Here is a 21559-nt window from a genome sequence, read left to right as displayed (position 1 = left end):
GCATGGACTTTAAAAAATGTTTATATAACCCTGATGATATTGATTTCTGGCTGAAAGCAGATGCCCTGGAAGAGCTAGGGGGTGAAAAGCAGATGCGCTGGGTGATAGCAGTATATGACCCGAAGAGCCCCCTGGTTAAAAAGTACCCGGACCTGAAAGATCGCAGGCTTCATGGATCAGAATATGCAGGATACGAACCCGACGGATCGGAAACAGAAGCGATCATGGGATACCTGAAGTTGGTAAATAGTCGGGTCTGGGCAGCGATTTCAGCCATTGAGACTGCAATGTGGGAGCAAATGGAGTTTCTGATTAAACCGGTCATGACGGTAGGGGCGGGAGAGGACAAGGATAAGCTGGCAGCCGTTAACATGAAAAAAGTAACGGCTGAAAGCGTAATGACCCTGAATGAAATGCTGGAAACTTTGTCTGAGAAATTTAATCCGGATGATGTGAATAAAACAGGGGAAGAGAAGGCAGCTCGTAAACGCGTTTCCGCAGAATCCATATCTAAAAAAATCCAGGCATCGAAGTACAAATAGCTTATTATAAAAAGATAAAGTATTTATATTAATTTTGAACTATGTATAAACCCATAAAAGGCGGCAGTTTTGTTGAGATACAGGGGCTGAAGTGCCAGCTACCGCCGGTGGGTAAAGTATATAATCTGCTCACGGGTGCGTTAGAGGACCGGGAAATCATTAAACGCAGCACTAAAAAAGAGAATCAGTATTGGCAGCGGGAGGAAATCCCGGACTGGTATAAAAAAGCTACGAAAGAAGCCATCAAGAAAAGAAAACTCGATCCCGAGTATTTCGATGAGAAATGCGATGAGTATGAAAGTCAGGAGTGGGATCGCAGGCTGAATGGGGCGTGGTTCATGAATAACGGCAAACCCACCTACATTACGGGCGACCACTACATGTATTTGCAATGGTGGAAAATTGACATAGGATATCCGCATTACTGGGAGGTTGACAGGGAGTATTTTTATTTTCTTAAATACTGTATTGATGATCCGATCTGTCTGGGGATGGACAACGTGACGCAGCGCCGGTCGGGTAAATCGTATAAAGCGGGGTTATTTATTTACGAGTACGTAGCCCGGTCTGAAGAGACCAACGGGGGTATCCAGTCTAAAACGGAGACTGATGCCCGTAAGATGTTCACTAAGACTATCGTGTGGCCATTCAAAAAACTACCTTCTTTTTTCCGGCCTGAGTACGATAAAGCGCAGGGTGACACGCCTAAAAAGTCAATAGATTTCCAGGCAACCAGCAAACGGGGTAGCAAAATCGACTTTGAAGAGGAAAAGGAAGAGCTTAACTCACATATTGACTTTGCGAGTGCATCCGAATATGCGTATGATGGATCCAAGATACACAGATATGTAGCAGATGAGTGCGGTAAAACCGCTGAAGTGAATGTCTACGACAGGCACAACGTAGTCAAACCGTGTCTCAAAGACCCGGCGGGGCGTATCATAGGAAAAGCACTGTACACGACAACAGTAGAAAAGTTAGAAACCGACCGGGTAGGTATATCGGAAGCGTTCCGCGAGTTGTGGCGGGATAGCGACCAGAACAACCGTGGCGCCGATGGATCTACAGTATCTGGTTTATATCGGTTCTTTACGCCGGCTACCCGCTACCGGGTTGTCGATAAGTACGGCGTGTCGGATGAAAAACGCGGATTGGAGTTAATCATGGCTGCGCGTAAAACTTTGGAGAACAATCCGCGCGCGTTGGCCCAGGAAATCCGTAAATACCCACTTAGTATCGAAGAGGCGTTCAGGTTTGATGAGGATAAATGTATATACAATTCGATAAAGCTGAATGACCAGCGTGACTATCTATCTTGGAACGATGATATCATTGAAAAGGGTAATCTAATCTGGGCCGATAAGGATAAAACACGGGTTGTTTGGGAGAAAAACAGGCATGGTCGCTGGCAGATGCCGCGGGGATTTATACTCAACCCTGACGAAACAAATATTACCGAGAAAAAAGGGTCGCTATGGTATCCCAGGAATAACTGGAAGTTTGGATCCGGCGTTGACCCCTATGATCATGATACTACCCAGGATAAATATAAGCGCTCGAATGGCGCATCCATCGTAAAGCAGAAGTCCTCGCTGATGGATGAGACGGACCCGTTCGCGAACGCTTATGTATGTAGGTATAAGTTCCGACCACAGACAGCACCGCTGTTTTACGAGGATATGATAAAGCAGTGTCACTATTTTGGGTGCTCCGTATTGTTTGAAAACAATAAACCCGGTATCAAAAGGTATTTTATCGGCCGGGGGTATGAGCCGTTCCTTATGAAGCTAAAGGGGTACAGCGAACCTGGTGTCCCGTCTACCGAGGGCAATAAGCAGGATGCGAGCGAGATGTTGGAGCTCATGATCGAGGAAAATTCAGACAAGCTATATTTCATAGACCAAATCGAGGACTTTTTGCAGTTCGATATACGCGATACCCGTAAATATGATCTCACAATGGCGACATTGTGGACGGAGGTTGCCTGCGCAAATACGGCGTACCTCCGCAAGGAACGTGAGCTAACAGAGGTGGAAGATTTATTCAGAAAAATTGCCTAACAATTAAAAATAGTAGAAATGATATTATTTCCGAAACACGACTTACCTGCTGATAAGAAAGGCAAAGAATGGATACTTCAATTCGCTAAAGCTATCTGGTCTGATTGGTGTACGCGTTCCAGTGTAATATTTAACGGAAAGTTGGATCAGTACCTTAAAATTGATAGCTATGTGATGGGTGAGCAAAGTACAGATGGCTATAGAAAGCAGCTGGTGGGGGATGACAAAGACTGTATGGATGCTAAATCCTGGGTAAACACGGATTGGAGTGTGCGGCCGATAGCTGCGAAACTCAGAGACATAGGTCTATCTAAAACACTAGCCCGCGGTTATAATTATACCTGTACTCCGATCGACCCGGTTGCAAAGGATGAAGCTGATAATTACTTCAAGGATATCGAAACAAAACTGGCCATGCGGGATATCCTTAGTAAACTCGATCCGGAACTGGCGGGTAATGCCGCGTTGACCCGGATGCCGGGAGAGCCTTTGAACCTGGAAGAACTGGAAATGAGTAAAAGCTACGGGTTCAAAACCAAGATGGCTATGGAAGCAGAATTAGCCGTTCAGCTAATACTTTATAAAAATGACTATGATACGGCTCGGAAAGAATCCTGCGAGAACTTGTTTGATTACGGGGTGGCTGGCTATAAGGAGTGGATTGACGAGAATGGCGATGTGCGCATCCGTTCCTGCCAACCAAAGGATATCGTCATGAGTTTCTGCCGGAAACCGGACTTTTCCGATAAAACCTATGTGGGTGAGAAAGTAGATATCCCGCTTTCCCAGCTGGCAGCAAAGTTCAGCTCAGAAGAAATGGAAAATATTGCAAGCAATGCCCGCGCACACAACGGATCTGTGACATACAGTCCTGATGAAAGCCGCTATAATGACTGGTGGGATGGGATAAAGGTCGCGGTGTTGGATTTTGAGTTCTTTAGTTGGAATGACGATACTTTTCAAACCAGGGTTGATAAGAGGGGTAACCTGGTAATCAGGCGGGAAGTTGACTTTAGAGGTGATACAGAGGGCAGCCTGAAGTTCAATGGCGTTGAGATCCCGAAATTCACGACCAAGAAAAGGGAGGTGGTTTATCGCGGTAAATGGATTATAGGCACGGAGTACATCTATGATTTCGGGCTGGCTACGGACATGAAGCGGGGAAAGCGTAATCGGGCGGCCACAGATCTGAGCTACCACTTTTACGCGTACCAGTTCAAAGATATGAGCGCGAAGGGGCTGATGGAACGGGTCATCCCTATTATAGATGAGTATCACCTGACGGTTTACAAGATCCAGAACTTTAAAAACCGGTGGATACCATATATTATAGATGTGGATCTGGACAGCCTGGAAAACGTGGCTTTAGGTAACGCAGGTCAGGAAATGACGCCGCGGGAGATCCTGAACATGGTGCAGCAGCATTTTATGCTCCCCAACAGGCGGAAAGACATATCAGGCGAGAACATAAATTATAAGGCAGTGGACATCCGGCCAACAGGTATGGCTCAGGAATACCAGGTGCTGGTGAATGATTTAGCCCGTTTGCTGGCTGAAATGAGGGATATTATCGGCCTGAATGAGATTACAGATGGTAGCAGCCCGAACCCGAAGTTGTTAAACTATGTGGCGCAACTGGGGTCTGAAGCTACGAATAACGCACTTCGTCCGCTCATGGAAGCTGATAAAAAGCTGGGGTTGATGCTTGCCAGGGGAGTTGCACAGCGGATGATCATAGCCGTCAAGCGTAAAAATATAGAGGGGCTACTGCCAGCATTGGGCCAGGAGTCCATGAAATTCATATCTGTTTCTCCGGATATAGCGCTGCACGACTGGGGTATTATGATGCAGGACCAACCTACGATGGAAGAACGGAATATGCTGCTGCAGCAGATCAGCATGAAGGAGGCTAACGGCATGATAAGCCCTGAGGACTATATAACGGTCATGGAAACCCAGAATTTGAAGCAGGCGTGGACGATCCTGGCTTATCGGGTGGCCAAGCGCCAGAAAGAAGCCAAGGAGCACGAATTACAGATGATGCAGATGAACGGGCAGGTCCAGCAGCAAAGTGCGATGGTAGCCGAACAGGCTAAACAGCAGACGTTGACCAAGGAGTATGAACTGAAGGCACAGCTGGAAGCCCTGAAGAAGCAATTCGACGTTCAGATGCTGCAAATGAAGATGGCTGGCGCCAACCAGGTACAGGAAAAAAGCAATGAAGGCAAGATCGAGACTGCCAAGATTACCCAGCAGCCAAATAACTTTTTGCAATAAATATAAATACTTTGTATTTTAATGATAAACTATTTAACTTTACATTATGGCTGATAATACTGAAAATGCGCCCGTAATGGAAGGTTTGGATTTCTCGAATTTCTCCGCGTTGCCAGAGACTGATAATCTCGGAGATCCGACAGAAGAGCAAACCACAACGGAAGAAGTCAAAACGGAGGATGAACCGGCTCCGGAAAACCCTGAAGCGGCAGAAGCCGATCCAGAAGAACCCACGCCGGCAGAAGCCCCTGAAGCTGACGCAGTAGAACAAACCGAGGTTACACCGGAAACACCAACCAGTGAGTCTGAGACAGAGACTGCGGCTCAGGATTGGAAAGAGTTGGTTCGTAACCAGAGTAAGGCCGAAGTTCTTTCACTTTTAGGTGATAAGGATGAGATTCTCAAAGAGTTAGGAATCAGTGAGTTCGTTATCAATTTGCAAAAGCATATGGAAGCGAACGGTGATGCCAAAAAGTACCTCGAAGTTCACGCTAAGGATTACGGTTCTATGAGTGACGAAGAGGTGATACTGGAAGGCATACGGGCAGAGAAGCCCAAAGCACCGGAAAGCGTGATCCGTAAGCTGTATGCGAAGGAACTAGCGAAATACGAAACTGATCCGGATGAGGATGACGAGGATGCAGCAGAACTGAATGATTATCTGCGCAAGGAGAAAGCCGACGAGTATCGTCAAAAATTCATTGACGAGCAGAAAAAACTGGCTATCCCCGAAAAGCCTGACACTTCTGAGGCAGATCGCCAGAAAGCTGAAGCTGATGCGAAAGTAGCAGCCGACGCCGAAGCGAAAGCTAAGGAGTTCAGGCAAAAGATAATTGACAGTGCAGCCGCCAAGGACCTTGTTTCCAGTAAGATTTTGAAAATCGGTGACAAAAGGGATTACAACTTTGAGGTTAGTGATCCCCAGGAACTGATCGACATGGCTACTGGCGACAAAAACTTCTTTTCTCTATTTCTGAATAAGGATGGGGAATTGGACATGGACCATTGGTTTGCAACCGCCGCCTTCGCAAAAAACCGGAAACTATACGAATCCAGCCTTGTCAACTACGGTAAGACCCTTGCTAATAAGGACATTATCGAGAGCACAGAAAATCCGCCCAACAGAGCAGTAGCAGCCACGAGCCCGACTACGGTCGATCCGTTCTTAGCGCTGAATGAAGCTGCAATGAAGCGGCAATAATTAACTTTTTAATATTTAATTGAAATGGCAACGACAGTTAAAAATTACGTCTCCGCTATCCAGTCCATGGATAAGCGCGACATATTCCCCCGTATTATCGATATCCAAAATAACTATGGCATCTGTGATGTTATGGGAGCTTTTGGTCGTTATAAACCCGCAAAAATCGGAAAGGTTGAATCCTTTGTGAACGATGCTTTGTGGAAACCGGGTGTGGTAACCGGTACGCCTACTGGTAGTGGCACCGCCACCATCACAGTTTCCCTGACCGCAGGTTCTTCCGGTGGCCACCGTCTCAATGACCAGGTGATGTTCCCGGATGGTAAGAACGGCTATGTTTCCGCGATTACTCCCGGCTCTAGTGATTCGGTAACCATTAAATCTGTGGACGGCACCAACCTTACCGCAGTGGCTACTGATGAAATCAAGTTCTTCTCTAACGCTGTGGGTGAGAAATCAAACCACCGTGAGAGCCAGTTCATTGGTGCAACTCACTACTACAACCTGATCCAGGCATTCCGTGAAAACAGTTCAATCTCTGACATTCAGAAAATGTCTAAAATCGAGGTTACTGTAAACGGCGTTGATGTTTGGACCCGTAAAGAGTACGCTGAGAAGTTCCTGAAACACAAAACCGAGGTTAACGCAGCCCACATTGCTGGCCAGATCTCCGTTTCTCAGTTTTCTACCACCACAAACGCCCTGACTGACCCCGGTAACGGTGGCATCATGCAGTTTGAGCGTGGCCTGCATCAGTATGTAACCGCTTACGGTGTGAACGAAGATGTAGCAACCCCCGGAACCGTGGGTATCGCTACCGACATTAATGACATGATCGCTGGTTTAGTCGCCAAGAAAGCTGATAGCAACTATCAGATCTGGGGATCTACCGCGTCATTGATTCCTTTTGACGTAGCCATCAAAAACCTCAGTTCCAGCGGTGTTACTTCTGCCAGGATGAACATGGACGGACGCGAAATCAATTTTGAAGTTGATAAATTCAAGTTCGGCGGGTTCAACTTCCAGAAAATGCTGCTGCCAATCCTGAATCAGCCGGAAATTTTCGGAAACACTATCCAGGCAAAGGGTGTGTACTTCATCCCTGAAGGAAACGTGAAAGCAATGGATAGCAACCAGGTAGCCACTACCCAGCCTCGTATTCAGGTTCGTTATCTGCCGATTCCTACCGGCGTAACCAACAAAGGAAACGGCGTATGGGGCGAAATCCATGATGGCGCATTCTCTGAAATCAACCCATCGGGTGGTGAGGCAGCTGAAATTGTAAGCTGGATCACTTACCAGTGTATTGAAGTTCTGGGAGCACAACACTTCGGATTCCTGGAAGTTAATTCCTAAGCAATATTGAAGCAGGCTGGCTCGTCCGGCCCGCTTCTTTTCTTTTAATTTAAAATCACAAAAATGAAATTACGCGTAGTCGGAGAGTTCAACAAGATATCCGAAGAAATGCAAGCTGCATATCCGGGATTACAGAAAGGCGAACGGGCCATTTTCAAATTGCTGGGTGGCCACACGAACCCGCTTAACGGTGAAGTCCTTCACGGATCTTACCGATCGTTTAAATGTGTTGACCGGGTTGTAGATATTGGCACCGGAGCGCTTGTTGAAATCGGTATCCCTAAGCTAATTTCGGGTAAAGAAGTTACTGAGGTAAAGAAATTTGTTATGAACCCGTCTGGCGAAGGTCTTGTTCCCGAAAGGTTTGAACTGAATGGCGACAAAATCGAGCATCAGGAGTTCTTTCAGTTCTTTGTTATGAGTAATATCTGTGGATCCAACCCCAACCGTGACGAAAGCGTTCGGGCAAGATTTGTACAGATTGATGAGAAGGCCGAATCCCGCGCACGTTCCGAAAAACGAAATGCGTTGCGGCAGGCGCTGCTTGCTGTTGAAGGATTGACAGCTGGTCAGGTGCGGGCATTGAACGCATCTATGAACGGCAGCCTGACGATCTCCCCGGATGCTATGCGGCTGAAGCTAGAAGAGTATGCCGAAACCCATCCTGCTGAATTTTTGAAACGCTACGGCTCACCTGAGCTGCAAAAAGCCGCGTTACTGAAAGAAGCAGAAACTCAGAAAACCATTCGTTTCGACCACGTGCGCTATGCGTTTGTATGGGGCAAATCTGGTAACGTGATTGCTAAACTTGAAAAAGAAGAAGGTAAGAATGAATTGGACCTGTTTGTGGATTGGTTACAAACCAAGAACAACGGAGAATCCATCTATCATGATATCGAAGCAGCTTTCGAAGCCGAGGGCGGTAAACCGGTTGAGGTGATTAAAAAGCAGCCGGATTATGCGAAAGCAAAACCCGTAGACGAAGAAGCTGACGAACAGCCTGAGCCGGAGTCTGAACCCGCGAAAGCCACAAAGGGAAAAGGTAAAGGAAAGGCCAAAGTCGCTGAAGCCGTCGAGGATGTAGGTGATGACAACGACGACATTTAAAGAAACCAGGCGGCCTTTGCGTCGCCTTTTTTAATTATACTGAAATGGCAACTCTTAATTCATATCTGAAAGTAAATACAGTGCTGGATTTTTCCACCGGTACAATATCACTTGCGATTATTAATGTCGATACGATGCCCGCGCTTACTGGCGTGACGGTTACTGCGACTGTAAAACAACCGGACGGGATTGAGATGCCCGTAACTATGGTGGTCAATACGACGGCGCCCTTGGGCGCTACCGGATCCCGGCAGCTAAGGCTAGACAGTTTAGGAAAGCCCCAGAAAGGCCAGTACGTCGTGGAGGTGAAGGTGAATGCAGACGGGTATGATGAAACAACGCTGTATGAGCCGCTGGTTAGTAACTACGGGGGGAAGAGGTTGCTTTTAGAAGCCGATTTCAACCTGTTTACGCCAGCCCTTTTTGTACGGGACAACACTGACGCTAATGTATCTGGATGGACTAATACGGGCCTTACTAAAGCCTGGGAGCTTGTCATAGGCGATAGTGGGAGTATAGGAGTAAGCGCTTCTGATTCTACCGGTGACCTAGACCTGAAATATAATGGTAACTACTACGATGCTGAGTACAGCGTGGACTGCACTGCGACCGTGGAATTTCAGTCAGTGGTTAATGATAAGTTCAGTTTTATAGACACATGGGTCGGGGCCGGTGATTTTGAAGCATTTCAGCTCATGCCGCAATCCGAACTGGAAGCTGCCTACGACTACCTGGAAACTCAGGGGTTCGGGGGTAGCTATCCAAGCGATGTGAAGAAAGCTTTTGAGCAGTATGATTATTTTGTATCGAGATTATGTGGTACAATAAACAGCCAGGTATCGGCTGCTTACCTGTATTTTCAGACTACTTATAATAACCATAAGGCGTTGCCGGTGCATACAGGCGTGCCTCTACAGCCTTATTATTTCGGTTTTTGCGGAACGGGGACGGGAGATGCCTCGGACTTTATTGAAAATAGTCTGCATGAACAAAAGAACGCGGATCTGAATATTGACGGAACGGTGACTATAGGGGAAATACCAAACGCTGACCCGGAAAACATGGAGTTCCTTGTAAAGCAGGCTGGTAGTAACACAGTTTCTAAGGTAGCTAAAGCAGCTGTGCTTGCGGGATTCGTAACTCCCGGGCAGCTCGATAATCTTGCTACAAAGGCATCTGTCACGGCTGTGTCAGAAGCCGTCGGTACAGCACAGGCGGGCGTGACTGCGTTAGGCGCTGAGACAGCAGGGATGCAGACGGCTATTACTGAATTACAATCTAAATCTGGCTGGACGCCGATATTCCTGACAGAAGAGTATAGTGGTAAGATGATTCGTAAGCTACACATGTACACCGGCGGCACAGGTACGGCTCCAACTGATCATATTGGGGACTACCTGACTGTGGGCGGCGGGTGGACGGATAACCCGGCCCTGGCTGGTGATTTTCCGGAAGTGTATAACGACCTGACTGGACAGCTGGTCGATGGACTTGCGGAACTTGAAACTACGAAAGATGATTTTGAAGCTATTAAGGATGCGGTGAATGCGGGCTACAAACCTTTAAGTCCAACAGATACAGTCCCTACGCCAACAGCCAATATAATGTACGCAGTAGCAGCCCCGGGAGACTATACGAACCTTGTGGATGCTTCCGGCGACCCTGCGACCTTGTATGATAAAGACGGGGTAGCTATTACAAACAATACTGTAACGGCAGATAATTTCAAATCAAGGTGTACACTTTTTTACAATTTTACGGCTGATAAATGGACGTTGATTGTCGAAACCCTCGACACATCTACTGTTGTAGCCAAAGACGACATCGGTAATAAGGCAATACTCTCCAAAAATCTGTTTACGTCTGCCAATCTTTTTGACGCTTGGTACATTGTGTCAACCCCTGGCGGGGGTATAACCACGTCCGGAGGTTCCGGCCTTTGGAACCTTTGGATATTCCCAGTCGATACAATCGAACCTATGGTAATATCCGGGTGGAATAGTACCCGAAATGAAATTGCTTTTTTTTCGAGCGACCTACCTACAGTCCTTTCAACAGATCTTAACACAAGTGTAATTATATCCGGGGGGTCGGGTTCCATTGGTCTTGGCAATAAAGTGGCCGGGGTACTTGCATTTACGCCGCCGTCGGGTTCTAAGTGGGCTGCCGTTACCGTCGCAGATGCATCTGAAGCTGATACGGTGTTTGCGACCCTACAGGTCGAATACGGCGAAGTACCCACCAGTTATGAATCGGGCGATACGGTAATAGATACTGTCGGATCTATCGAAGCAAAACCGATCACGGCAAAATACTTAGAAGACGAAAGCGGCGAGCCGATTACCATTGATGCCTTAAAAAATCTTATCAGTCCTATATCCGGGGAATTGAATTTCGATTTAGGCGAAGATGGCCAATTGTCAGTTGCCTATCCGGTTGGAAATGTTTTGGCTAAGGTTAACAATGATCGTGGATATGCAGGTAGTAATGTATTTAATTTTCTGGCTACTTCGTTGTTGGGGCAAACGATAAACTGTAACGACGACGTGGCACCGATGCACATTTATAATACCACAATGGGGGCCAATCACGGCCTGCCAAATTTGTACAATGCCACTATTACCGCGCACGGTCTTGACAATACTTCGATCGGCACAGAGTGGGTTAACGGCAGCGGAATTAAGTTCTACGTTATGCGGATAGCGAGCGTGAATGTTATAGTTTTTCTGTCGGAAAATACAGGAACCTCTGCGGCTCCTGCGTGGCACGTTCTAAGTACCGGAACTCTTACAAAAGGTGTCGATACGTTAACAGTAACAGCCGTTACGTCCGGACAAATGTACCCGGCCGTAAAAGACCTATCTGTAAAGGTCCTTAAAAATGGTATTACCGAAATGGCATTAGGCGAATCTGGAAAAGCTGATTTTCTGGACGTGGTCGAAAGCTACGGAATTAAAGATCCTACTTCGATTCTTACGAATACGATCGCGCGTGTAGGACAATCTCAGGATCCGGATTTTGATGGTGACGTGGCTGTGATCGTAAAAAATATCTACCGATTTACGCCGGAGCAGTCTGTTTTCGTTATGGCAAATAACCGCTTCCTGAAATCTATAAATTTCACCGATGCGATGGTGTCGCAAGCGGCTTTGATTGGCAGCAATAATGGCGTTACCTATTACATGGTGCCTAACAGCTCTGAGGTTAACGGGTACGATTTAAAAACGCCTACACAAGTAACATGGTCGCTTGGTAGCAGCCTTTTCTATACGGTATCGACTTCCCCAGACACAGCAAATCCGCCTAATCGGGTTATACAATACAGGGGAAATCTAGGCTTTCAACTTGCGTTTTTGAAAACCAGGGGAGCCGGTAAAAACCTGCCCGGATTTACTGCCCGGACTTTCGAGATACGAAATAATACAGGAAAGATTTACCCCCACGCTATTGAGGGGAGCGTAACCGGCACGCCCGCAGCGGTGGGGGATGAATTTAACACCGTGATGGTTCGCTCCTATTGCGATTTGACAACCGCAAGAACCGGCAACCGTTTGAGCCTTTTTGCAGGAGAGTTGAACGGCACTCTTTTTTTATGGATCGACTATTCAGGCAGCATGGTTGACTATGTCGATCTAAGTAATATCAATCTGAACGGGAAATTAATTGAGGTTGTAGAATCAAAAAACGCTGAGCTGAAAACAGATACGTACAATGACGGATTTACGGTTAAGGCTACTGCGGTTACCGGCGAATCTTCCTTTGTGTGTCTGGCAATATCCTAACCGACCTAAATTAAAGCGAATGCCCTTTAAAAAACTGATACCGTATTTTCCGGATACTAAAAAATAAAGACAAATGCCCACCGATCCAAAAAGCATAAATAAGGTTGATCCATCCAAATTCTGGATGTGGGCAATTGTGACCTTGTGCGCGGCTGTATCCGTTGTTTTTGTGTCGATCATCCAAAGCAAGAACAGCGAGATCAGCAGGTTGACGAAGCAGAATGATGAGTACCGGTATATTCTCATCCCGCAATTGCAGCAGGTGCAGAAGTTATCGCAGCAGGCAGCGCAGGCGTATGATACATTGTCTCCGGTAATCAGCGAAGCAAAGGAAAAGATTTATAACATAAAAAATAAGTTAAATGAAGCAGTCCAATAACGCAAGAGTATTGCTGCTATTCGCAGCGCTTCTTTTGTTCATACCCCCGAATGCCGGCAACGGCCAAGCCAAACCCGATACGCTGGCTAACAAAGTTCGTCAGGCGATCGCTACGGCGAAAATCGAATTGATTAAGAAAAACAACCTGATGGGAGATTTGAAGGCCATTCACGATTCGTATTCCGAAGTAGATAGCCTGATTGCTCTGATCCCGAAGCCTGCACCGGCCAAACAAAAATTAGTAGTTCGCACGCAGATTGAAAGGGAGACGGTAAAAGTACCGGTTGAAGTTCCTGTGTATCGGGATGAAAACATCTGGATTGTCGAAGGGCAGTATGTTCACCGGCCGATCATTCAGACAACCGCTTGCCGGACCTACGGCGGCGATACTTTTAGGGTCCGTCCGACATATTACGAATGGAAAAGCACTCGCGGGTTATTCCAGAAAAAAGATCGTAACACTTACAATAAAATATTTGAGAAATGAAAAAGTACGCTGAGACTTTCCTGACAATTGGGTATGCGGCAGTACTCGTGATCTACATGATATTATTCGCATTGGGAACCTGTAACTAAAATCAATTTTATGATAAGGATATTTTTTGAACGGTATAAATTTTACATAGTCATCGCAGCCATTCTACTGGCAGGGGTGGCTGGCTTTTTAATGGGCCGTGCTAACAGCAAAATCAAAACCTTTGTAAAGACGGAGACAAAGTATCTGCCCGGGGAAGTCATCCGGGAAACCATCGTAAAAGACAGCCTGGTTCCTATCTGGCAGACAGAGGTATTGCCGGGTGAAAAAATCTATGTTCCGGGCAAAGATTCAATCGTGTATCAGGAAAAGTTCACGCCTGTTGATTCAGCGGCTATCATATCTGCCTATACCGTCAAGAACGAATATCAGAACACGCTTTTTGACAATGATACGGCAGGAAAGCTGACTGTAAATAGTACGGTTCAATTCAATAGCCTGACGGGCCTATCCTATGAATTTAAGCCCATGACCAAGCAGGTGACCACAACCATTACAAAGGAACGAAAGCGGCTGTTTACGCCATTTGTGACTGCTTCGTACAATACATTTAATCAGGCCGGTGCCGGTGTCGGGATTTACGTGAAAGGGGTAGGGGTTGGAGCGAAATATATTAAAGACCTGAATACCCAAAAGATGGGGTACGAGGGTGGACTATTTATAAAATTTTAATTATGAAAATTGACTACGATAAATTAATAGCAGCTTTTCCGGAATGGGTAAAGCAGTTTGAAGTTGTTGAACCTATTCCCGTTCCTGAACTGGGACCGATTCCTGATCCTGAACCAGAGCCGGAGCCGGAACCAGAGCATAAAATACTGAATGACTATGTAGATGCGTTGTATGATGCATGGTATAGAGATGTTGCCAAAGATGGTAGTACCGTGACTGAAATATATGCCATTAAAGGCCCAAATATGCCTTACGTTGGGCTTGCAAATCCTACTATCCAACGTCCTTATTACTTGGATGGTGAAATAGTATTTACGAATCAACCGAACGCCAATTTTAAAAAGCTGGTGCGCCCGAACGACAAACCTTTTGACTTCCCGGAAGAAGTTACAATGGTGTTTAGGAAAACAGAAGGAACGGATTTTGAAGCCCTAATGAGCGGTTGGGGTAACTACTATCTTGGATTTAGCAACGACAACATCCGGGCCGGAAATGCGAACGGGTATCTGAAAGAAAAAGCCTTTCCGGAGTACTTTAAACTTTCCTACATCCATGCCCGTTACGAAAAAGACGGCATCCATATTTGGTTGAATGGAGCCTACAAGGGTAAGATCGAAACAACTGATATTTCCTGGAGGTTGGGCTACGGCGTAGGGATAGAAACTAACAGCACTGACTTTAACTGGAAAGCTACAATGTTCATTGAGCGTGGAATGGAAGATGATGAAAGGCAGGAGTATTTCCGGGCCGTTGAAGCGATGTATGATATCGGATCGTTACCTCAAAATCCATACGCAAGTGATATATTATTGTGGAAAGAGGACGGTAGATTAGTTCCTACGTTCAAGTACAACGGCAAGAAAGCGCAGGGTAAAGTAGAGTACCAATGGTGGAAAATGGTGGACGGACTGGCTAAGCAAGAACTGATCAGCACGGATAGAACTATCCCGTATCAAAAGGGCGTGAAGTGCTGCGTAAAAGTCTATGACGTGGACGGCGAAGGATGGATGTTTGTTTCAGGAAAATATAATTGATGAATAAACCTACACACGCAAAACCGGGGCTTTACGCCATGTATTACGAGATGTTAAAAGACATTGCTAAGCTATACGGATATAATCTTCTTATTCACGGAAGCCTTCATCGTGATCTTGATTTGGTGGCAGTCCCCTGGGTAGATGACCCAAAAGATGAGTTGTTGATGATTGCTGAATTTGATGAATATCTGTCGGGGAAAAAGTATGTGGATGAAATGGGCAACCCGGACAGGAATGCGTATGACTATTCAGTACTTCCCGGCGGCCGGCGGTCTTATGTGATTAATTTGAACCGGGGCGATAAGAATGGAGAATGGGTTAGATTCAGGGATGAACAGTACTATTTGGACATTTCAGTAATACCGTATGCGCAATTAGGGAAAAATAATTGATATGAATAAAGACGGAATTGGTTGGTAAAAAATAAACTATGACTGACGTTATTAGATATTCCCCCGTCCTGAAATTAAAGGACATGGATTTTAAAGAAGCTGCGGCATTGTTAGGATGCGATGAAGCTTCTGTCCGGGCGGTAGCAGACGTGGAAAGTTCCGGCGATGGATTTTTGATTTGGAAAGGTAAGACAGTACCGAAAATCTTATTTGAGCGGCATTACTTTAGTCGATTGACGAGTGGAAAATATGACAAAAGTCATCCTACTATTAGCAACCCTGTAGCGGGCGGTTACGGCACATATTCGATCCAGCATGATAAGCTAAGCGAAGCGGTTGCATTGGATAGGGAAGCGGCGTTGCAGTCTTGTAGCTTTGGGATGTTTCAGATCATGGGTGCAAACTTCAAGCAGGCGGGTTACCCGGATATCCAGTCTTTCGTTAACGCAATGTACAACGGCGTAAACGATCACCTACGGGCGTTCTGCAATTTTATCAAAAATGATAGCCGATTGTTGAATGCTATCCGGAATAAAGATTGGGCGTCGTTCGCTCGCTATTACAACGGACCGGCCTATAAGAAAAATAATTACGACAATAAGCTAAAAACAGCCTACCAAAAATATTCAAAATAACACATTCATATAGCAAGCAATCAGTAAACTCCCTGCATTTCTATGCGGGGTTTCATTTATACTTACTTACGATCGCTTTAACAGCCTGAAGCATGGTTTCCTGCCTGTCTGCTTTGCCTTCCAGTCTTGCAAGCACGCGTTCTTCATAGGTGCCTTTTGTAATGAGCCGGGAGTTTGTGACTGCGCTGGCCACCCCGGGTCTGTGGATCCGGTCAACTACTTGCTGATAAAGTTCTAGTGGCCACCCAACGCCATAATGGGTTATGTACTGCCCGCCAAACTGCAAATTCAGCCCATGACCCATACTAGCGGCATGACCAAGCATGACCCGGACCTTGCCGGCATTCCAGTCAGCTACGGGGTTTTTAAGATCGTGTATGTGCTGTGGCTTGAAAGCCTTTAGATGCTTTTTAATCCGGGCGATATCATGCTGAAATTGGTAACTGACCAGGATGGGTACTCCGTTTGTTGCTTCGACTTCTTCCCCCAGAAGCTCAAGTTTCTGGCTGTGGACTTCATAAAAATTTTTCTCATCATCATAGTAAACAGCGCCATTCGCAAATTGCAGGAGTTTCGTGATTAGTGCCTGGGAGTTGGTTACGTTGACCTCGCCATCCTCTTCCAGCAGTTTAAGTACCATCTCCTTCTCAAAGTCCTCATACTGATCCTGGATATTTGTAGGTAGGTGGGCGTATTTAGTTATGTCGATACGCTCAGGCATCTCAATCCAGTCCTCTTTTTTCAGCGATATGCAGATGTCAGATATCTTACTGACAATTTTCTTCTCATAATAGGACAGCTGCCCTTTTATCCGTTTCTCTCCAGGATTCATTATAATCTCGTACCGACCAGAATGCGGGTTCATTTCAAAGTAGCGGGCTCTATAACCTTCGAAGGATTTACCCAGCCGCTCACCCTGATCGAGCAGATATACTTGCGACCAGAGATCCAGGAAACCGTTAGGTGCAGGTGTACCGGTCAGCCCAACAACCCGCCTGATCTTTGGCCGGATGGCTCTCAGGGAACGGAAACGCTGGGAATCCGGGTTTTTAAAGCTGCTGAGCTCATCAATCACCACCATATCAAATGGCCACGCCAACCCATAGTGGGCCTGCAACCAGGTTACATTCTCCCGGTTGATAACCCAGATGTCGCCTTTTGTTTTCAGAGCGGCTTTACGTTGCTTCTCCGTCCCCAGGATCTTCACCAGCTTCAGGTGGTTGGTATGCGCCCAGTTATCAATCTCATCAGACCAGGTGTGTTCAGCCACAAGCTTCGGAGCGATGATAAGGGGTTTTTCCACGGCGAAGCTCTCATATAGCAATTGATCTAGGGCAGTTAGTGAAACAATACTTTTGCCGCAGCCCATGTCATAGAACAGGCCGGATCCCTTGTGCTTCATGACGTGCTTAACCCCATGCTCCTGATAGTTCCTTAAATCTTTTCTTTTTAACATCTATTGTCCGTTAACTAGTTTAAACCTCATTCCAGCACATAGGACCTCGATTCCCCCATCTACGAACTTGTGTGCTGAGAAGGCGACTACCTGATCCCAATGCTTCTGGGACAGGGGTATTGTCGGGATGTTGGCATCTGTGTTGTATTTATAGGCTCGAAGCACAAGCGCAACCGCTTTCAGTATTTGCACGGCAGTCGGGTCGTTATCAGCTGGTGCAGCATCCTTTATGATCTTGTTATGTAGCTCATTACTATTCATAATCTTTGATTTTAAATTTTTCGTCAAGCCCTTCGGCATCAATAAGGTTGTTGCAGAACTTAGCGTTCATCTTATAGAATGCCAGCTTATCCAGACCCGTCAGTTCTGCGAATTTCTCTACATTGCAGATGACCGGCCGGTCGTCGTATACCTTGCACATATTGCTTTCATCGAGCATCTCGCATTTACCAGTCTCGTCCCATGAATAGGGGAACTCGTAATCAATGAACTCATTGATCTGGGCTACGGATGTGGCTACCTGCCGGCAGCAGGCTCCACAACCTGTGCATGGGTATTTCATCGCTGGCCAATTAAATTTCTAAACTTACGTACTGCGTTTTTCATATTCAACGCTGTTGTGTATATGCAGGTTGACTTTGTAATAATCTTACGCTCAACTGCATGGCCTGCAACAGTAAAACATGCTGTACTTTCATATTCTGCTTCCTCGACCATCCCCGTTGAGATGTCAAAAGCATAGACTTTTTGGCCTTTACGAAATCTCAAACTGCCCAGGTGGTTTTTTTCCTTTTTAACCGGAGCGACTTTAGCCATCTCAGGTTTGTCCTGCAGCTTTTCTTTTAATTCTTGCATGATTTTTAGGTTTAAATTGTGTCCAATACATCCACACCAGCGATGCACATCAGCGTAGCATCACGGGTTTCCTGGTTTGTTTTTGTTGTGATTGGAGGGATGCCCTTCTTTTTAAGCCGCGCATTCAACTCCCCGATACTCACTTTGCCTTTCTCCCAGGTTTTAAGGAAAGGGGTCATCTCTTTGTAGGGAACTCCTAAGTGCTGGCACATCTGAACAATCAGTTTAGCGACCTGATTACAAGCCCCTACGTTTCCAGCGATTTTCTGCGTGATGCCTGTTGTCTTACCCGGGCGCCATGACGACTTCTTATTATGAAAGCCGCACTCAACCTTTACGATCTCGATGCTGGGTTTATACTCCTTCAGCATCTCAAAGAGCTGGAAGAACGTATAGTTTCCTACTGTCAGGGTGTTACCCGCAGCATTGTATAGGGCAATACCGCTTTTGTCTGTGTCCGGGTCAATCCCGATTATATAAGGTTTCATATATCATCAAAATTTTCGTCATCATTTGCTTGCAATTCAATGTCGTATTCACTCCCGATTCGTATGTACCCACGTACTCTTCCAACACCTTTTATTCGGAGGTCAGATCTACTGGGCCGCCAGCCTTCCATAGACTGCATAAGCGCATGGAACGGCTTAGTGCTATGTCTGTTTATGTCTTTCCTGTTTATACCAAAACACTCCATCGCGATTTCAATGGCGCTTATTTTATCGCGTTTAAACATAGTCTCGTACTCAACCGGATCAGAGCCGTTCAGATATGATTGCTTTTCATAGAATCCCATTTCGTACCAGTCTGCTGGTAAATCTTTATCCAGAAATTCCTTAACCATTCCCGTGCGGTCGTCCTCTTCCGTGTGCCCCCGGCGAACCTGTCTTGCTTCAGCTTCCAGTTCTTCATCGAGATATAGCTTCTCGCCCTCTTTGTACCGCACGACAGCCTCAGCCCATATCTGGTTGATCTCATGCTGCGTGAGGTCCATGGCAATATCTTTTTTGAGCGGTTGCACGTCTATTTCCATTGGCCAGAACCTGCGATTACCTTTCACGTTTCTAAGCGGTGCGTAGTTGTTTGAGGTGCCAATAAAGATGTTTTGCCGGGGGCGATCCACGGTTTCCCGGCCGTAGGCGCCCCTGTAATTGTCCATCCGGGCGGCGGTAAAGCTTTTGATCAGCTCAATATCCGTATCCTGTTTTCCCGCCAGCTCAGGGACTTCTACAATCCATTTCCCCTGTATCTGCTCATAGGCCCGCACGCCCTGATTCAGCATTTTAAAGTTGAACGTATCCGAAAAATAGGTATCACCGGCCAGCAGGTTGACTATTGTCGATTTCTTACGGCCTTCATCACCGATCAGGATAGGCATATAATCAAACTTGCAGCCGGGTTTGTATATCCGCGCAACGGCAGCTGTCAGAGTTTTACGCGTCACGGCTCTTGTGTAGTCAGAATCCTGACAGCCCTGGTAGTCTATGAATACGGTATCCAACCGTTCAACGCCATCCCATTTAAGCAATTGCAGGTAGTCCTTGATCGGGTGGAAGGAATTGGCGCTGCGTATCCCTGTCAACACCTCCTTTACCTTATTCGTGGATTGCAGCTTGTAGGGGTCGAGCGCAAGATGGGTTTTAAGGTTATCCAGGTCATCATCATCCCATTCGCGTGGATATTTCAGGTCCGCCTTGTCCCACGGCATGGGCCCCAGCACGTTGGTTTTGCGGGTGAACAGGTTATTTGCGATCAGGCCCTTAAACCGGGTATCATGTTCCAGGATGATCTTTATGTTAGCTACCGTAGAGACGTAAGCGTTGCTTTTATCAGAGTCCAGCTTGTCCAGCCAGTCGTTTTCTTCTTCCCAGGTTTCATCGATTACGCTGTCAAAAGCAGCTAGTGCTTCCCGGATCTTTTCTTCCCCCAGCAGCTTGCGTACGCCCGGGTCTGCTGCTGCAAAGTCCATCATTGCACGGTAGCTGGGTTTAGCTGTTATCTTCGTATCCGGGCCGCAATCCTCGTCCTGCAACCCATATTTATGTACTCTAACCAAATCAAAGGCGTTCAGTAGCTGCTGGGTTGCTGTGTCAGACCCGTGGTGGGAGTATGCGAACTTATCCTCATACACAATCAGCCCTTTGGATGTGGATCCTCCGATTAAAGAGTATCGGACGTCGTCATCCGTGGGTTCATATGTATCTGACAGGAACTTTTCAAGGACATCGTGGATCGAGTACTGCCGGCAGAACGCCCCGATTACCCCTTTTTTCTCTAGCGGGTCACCCTGCGTTTTGGCGGCCTTAGCGACAATCTTATCTATTTTATCGGAGACGGGCCATTCGCTGGAATCTGTCCAGTCGGTATATTCCGCCAACACGGCATCCACATCCAGCCACGCAGAATCCTGAAATTTGAAATAGTAGGGGACGTCTGACGGGATGGATGGCCAATACATAAGTCTTTCTGGCTGGAAGGTTGTAGGATCAAAAAGTTCAATATCCAGGTGACCAGCAACCTTTCGGGCTATAGCCTCATACTCTTCCGGGAAAACTTCACGGCTGAGAGGCATTACCAGGCGAAACCTGGGCTTATCTTCTATATGCTTGTGGGTTGTGTGCAGAACAGCGGCGTTGTCAAAAAGGAGGGTAAAATCATCCCAGAACTCCATCGTCGCAAAGTCGAGGTCCAGCGTCAGTACGGTGCGGTTAATCACGGATCCGGACTTCCTGCGGCCGCCTTGCAGCCGACCACCTACGAAGCCACCTACGTCTTTAATCTCGTCCTGCCTGTCTTTAGGGGAGCCTATATAAGTAGCGTGGGTTTCCGGTGTAACATGCACATTTTCAAGCTTTGCTACTAGTTTTGACCAGCTCGATTTTATATTTTTCCAATTAATTTCTTTGCGGGACTTCCCTGTGGCTATGTTTATTTTTCCATCGAACTGCATTGTATATCAAAATTAAATGGTTTATCACAAAAAGGTAAAAACTTTATACTCGTTGAGCCGAAAGAAGGCGGGTAGTTTCCCACCGCTACGCTACCAGCGTCAGGTCGGCCAGCATATCAACAAACTCAAAAAACTGGTTCGACATGAGTCCGGTCGCCTCCACCAGAAAAAAGCCGCATCATGGAAATCATGATGCGGCTTTTTATTGTGTGCCGTGCATGTCGGGTTACTAGGAGGTGAAAGTCCTCTGTGGGGGTTTGTAATCGCCAACCACTAGCTAAGAGCAAGGGTGTCCATCGTGAGGTGGAATCTGAAGGAAGCTTACG

The 21559-nt window shown here is 46.6% G+C and carries 19 protein-coding genes; 13 read left to right on the top strand and 6 right to left on the bottom strand.

The features are described 5' to 3' along the window. Nucleotides 1-2 precede the first annotated feature (2 nt). The 12 genes from ACYVI9_RS16030 (at nt 3) to ACYVI9_RS15975 (ending at nt 15975) form a co-directional block, all read left to right on the top strand. The gene (locus ACYVI9_RS16030; protein WP_460766488.1) at nt 3-542 is read left to right on the top strand and encodes a hypothetical protein; all 540 of its coding nucleotides are present in this window, start codon (nt 3-5) and stop codon (nt 540-542) included. A gap of 41 nt (nt 543-583) precedes the next feature. Further along, nucleotides 584-2602, top strand: a complete 2019-nt coding sequence (locus ACYVI9_RS16025) for a hypothetical protein (RefSeq protein WP_460766485.1) — start codon at nt 584-586, stop codon at nt 2600-2602. An 18-nt stretch (nt 2603-2620) separates the two neighbouring features. Further along, nucleotides 2621-4879, top strand: coding sequence for a hypothetical protein (locus ACYVI9_RS16020; protein WP_460766483.1), 2259 nt, complete (start codon nt 2621-2623; stop codon nt 4877-4879). 46 nt (nt 4880-4925) lie between these two features. Beyond that, a complete protein-coding gene (locus ACYVI9_RS16015; protein WP_460766480.1) occupies nt 4926-6080 on the top strand; it encodes a hypothetical protein in 1155 nt (384 codons plus the stop codon). A 24-nt stretch (nt 6081-6104) separates the two neighbouring features. Continuing rightward, nucleotides 6105-7436 carry a hypothetical protein gene (locus ACYVI9_RS16010; protein WP_460766477.1) on the top strand — a complete coding sequence of 444 codons (1332 nt, stop codon included), beginning with the start codon at nt 6105-6107 and terminating at the stop codon, nt 7434-7436. A 63-nt stretch (nt 7437-7499) separates the two neighbouring features. Beyond that, the gene (locus ACYVI9_RS16005; protein ID WP_460766474.1) at nt 7500-8543 is read left to right on the top strand and encodes a hypothetical protein; all 1044 of its coding nucleotides are present in this window, start codon (nt 7500-7502) and stop codon (nt 8541-8543) included. 44 nt (nt 8544-8587) lie between these two features. Further along, nucleotides 8588-12325 (top strand): hypothetical protein, encoded by a 3738-nt coding sequence (locus ACYVI9_RS16000; RefSeq protein WP_460766471.1) that lies wholly within the window; start codon nt 8588-8590, stop codon nt 12323-12325. Between the two features lie 362 nt (nt 12326-12687). Further along, complete coding sequence (locus tag ACYVI9_RS15995; RefSeq protein WP_460766468.1) at nt 12688-13191, top strand: hypothetical protein; 504 nt, start codon at nt 12688-12690, stop codon at nt 13189-13191. Nucleotides 13192-13290: 99 nt separating this feature from the next. Further along, nucleotides 13291-13911 carry a hypothetical protein gene (locus ACYVI9_RS15990; protein ID WP_460766466.1) on the top strand — a complete coding sequence of 207 codons (621 nt, stop codon included), beginning with the start codon at nt 13291-13293 and terminating at the stop codon, nt 13909-13911. Nucleotides 13912-13913: 2 nt separating this feature from the next. Next, nucleotides 13914-14945: a hypothetical protein gene (locus tag ACYVI9_RS15985; RefSeq protein WP_460766464.1), complete on the top strand. Its 1032-nt coding sequence runs from the start codon at nt 13914-13916 to the stop codon at nt 14943-14945. Further along, nucleotides 14945-15340 carry a hypothetical protein gene (locus ACYVI9_RS15980; protein WP_460766461.1) on the top strand — a complete coding sequence of 132 codons (396 nt, stop codon included), beginning with the start codon at nt 14945-14947 and terminating at the stop codon, nt 15338-15340. Before ACYVI9_RS15985 ends, ACYVI9_RS15980 begins: the two co-directional genes overlap by 1 nt. A 38-nt stretch (nt 15341-15378) precedes the next feature. Continuing rightward, complete coding sequence (locus ACYVI9_RS15975; protein WP_460766458.1) at nt 15379-15975, top strand: N-acetylmuramidase family protein; 597 nt, start codon at nt 15379-15381, stop codon at nt 15973-15975. 52 nt (nt 15976-16027) lie between these two features. Here ACYVI9_RS15975 and ACYVI9_RS15970 read toward each other — a convergent pair whose 3' ends face one another. Genes ACYVI9_RS15970 through ACYVI9_RS15945 form a run of 6 tightly spaced genes read right to left on the bottom strand, consistent with a single transcriptional unit; the run spans nt 16028 to nt 21233 of the window. Further along, complete coding sequence (locus tag ACYVI9_RS15970) at nt 16028-17431, bottom strand: SNF2-related protein (protein WP_460766454.1); 1404 nt, start codon at nt 17429-17431, stop codon at nt 16028-16030. Next, on the bottom strand, nt 17432-17692 hold the full coding sequence (locus tag ACYVI9_RS15965; RefSeq protein WP_460766452.1) for a hypothetical protein: 261 nt from the start codon (nt 17690-17692) through the stop codon (nt 17432-17434). Beyond that, entirely contained in the window at nt 17685-17993 is a 309-nt protein-coding gene (locus ACYVI9_RS15960; RefSeq protein WP_460766449.1) for a YkgJ family cysteine cluster protein, read from the bottom strand. The genes ACYVI9_RS15965 and ACYVI9_RS15960 overlap by 8 nt, the downstream gene beginning before the upstream one ends. Continuing rightward, on the bottom strand, nt 17990-18286 hold the full coding sequence (locus tag ACYVI9_RS15955) for a hypothetical protein (protein WP_460766447.1): 297 nt from the start codon (nt 18284-18286) through the stop codon (nt 17990-17992). The genes ACYVI9_RS15960 and ACYVI9_RS15955 overlap by 4 nt, the downstream gene beginning before the upstream one ends. Before the next feature lie 11 nt (nt 18287-18297). Beyond that, a complete protein-coding gene (locus ACYVI9_RS15950) occupies nt 18298-18774 on the bottom strand; it encodes a hypothetical protein (protein WP_460766445.1) in 477 nt (158 codons plus the stop codon). Continuing rightward, nucleotides 18771-21233: a virulence-associated E family protein gene (locus tag ACYVI9_RS15945; protein WP_460766442.1), complete on the bottom strand. Its 2463-nt coding sequence runs from the start codon at nt 21231-21233 to the stop codon at nt 18771-18773. The genes ACYVI9_RS15950 and ACYVI9_RS15945 overlap by 4 nt, the downstream gene beginning before the upstream one ends. Nucleotides 21234-21285: 52 nt before the next feature. Here ACYVI9_RS15945 and ACYVI9_RS15940 point away from each other — a divergent pair, with 52 nt between their 5' ends. Further along, nucleotides 21286-21426 carry a hypothetical protein gene (locus ACYVI9_RS15940; protein WP_460766439.1) on the top strand — a complete coding sequence of 47 codons (141 nt, stop codon included), beginning with the start codon at nt 21286-21288 and terminating at the stop codon, nt 21424-21426. The last annotated feature ends 133 nt before the right edge of the window (nt 21427-21559 follow it).

This window comes from Niabella terrae, from assembly GCF_054783135.1.
This window is presented reverse-complemented; position numbering and strand designations above follow the sequence as displayed.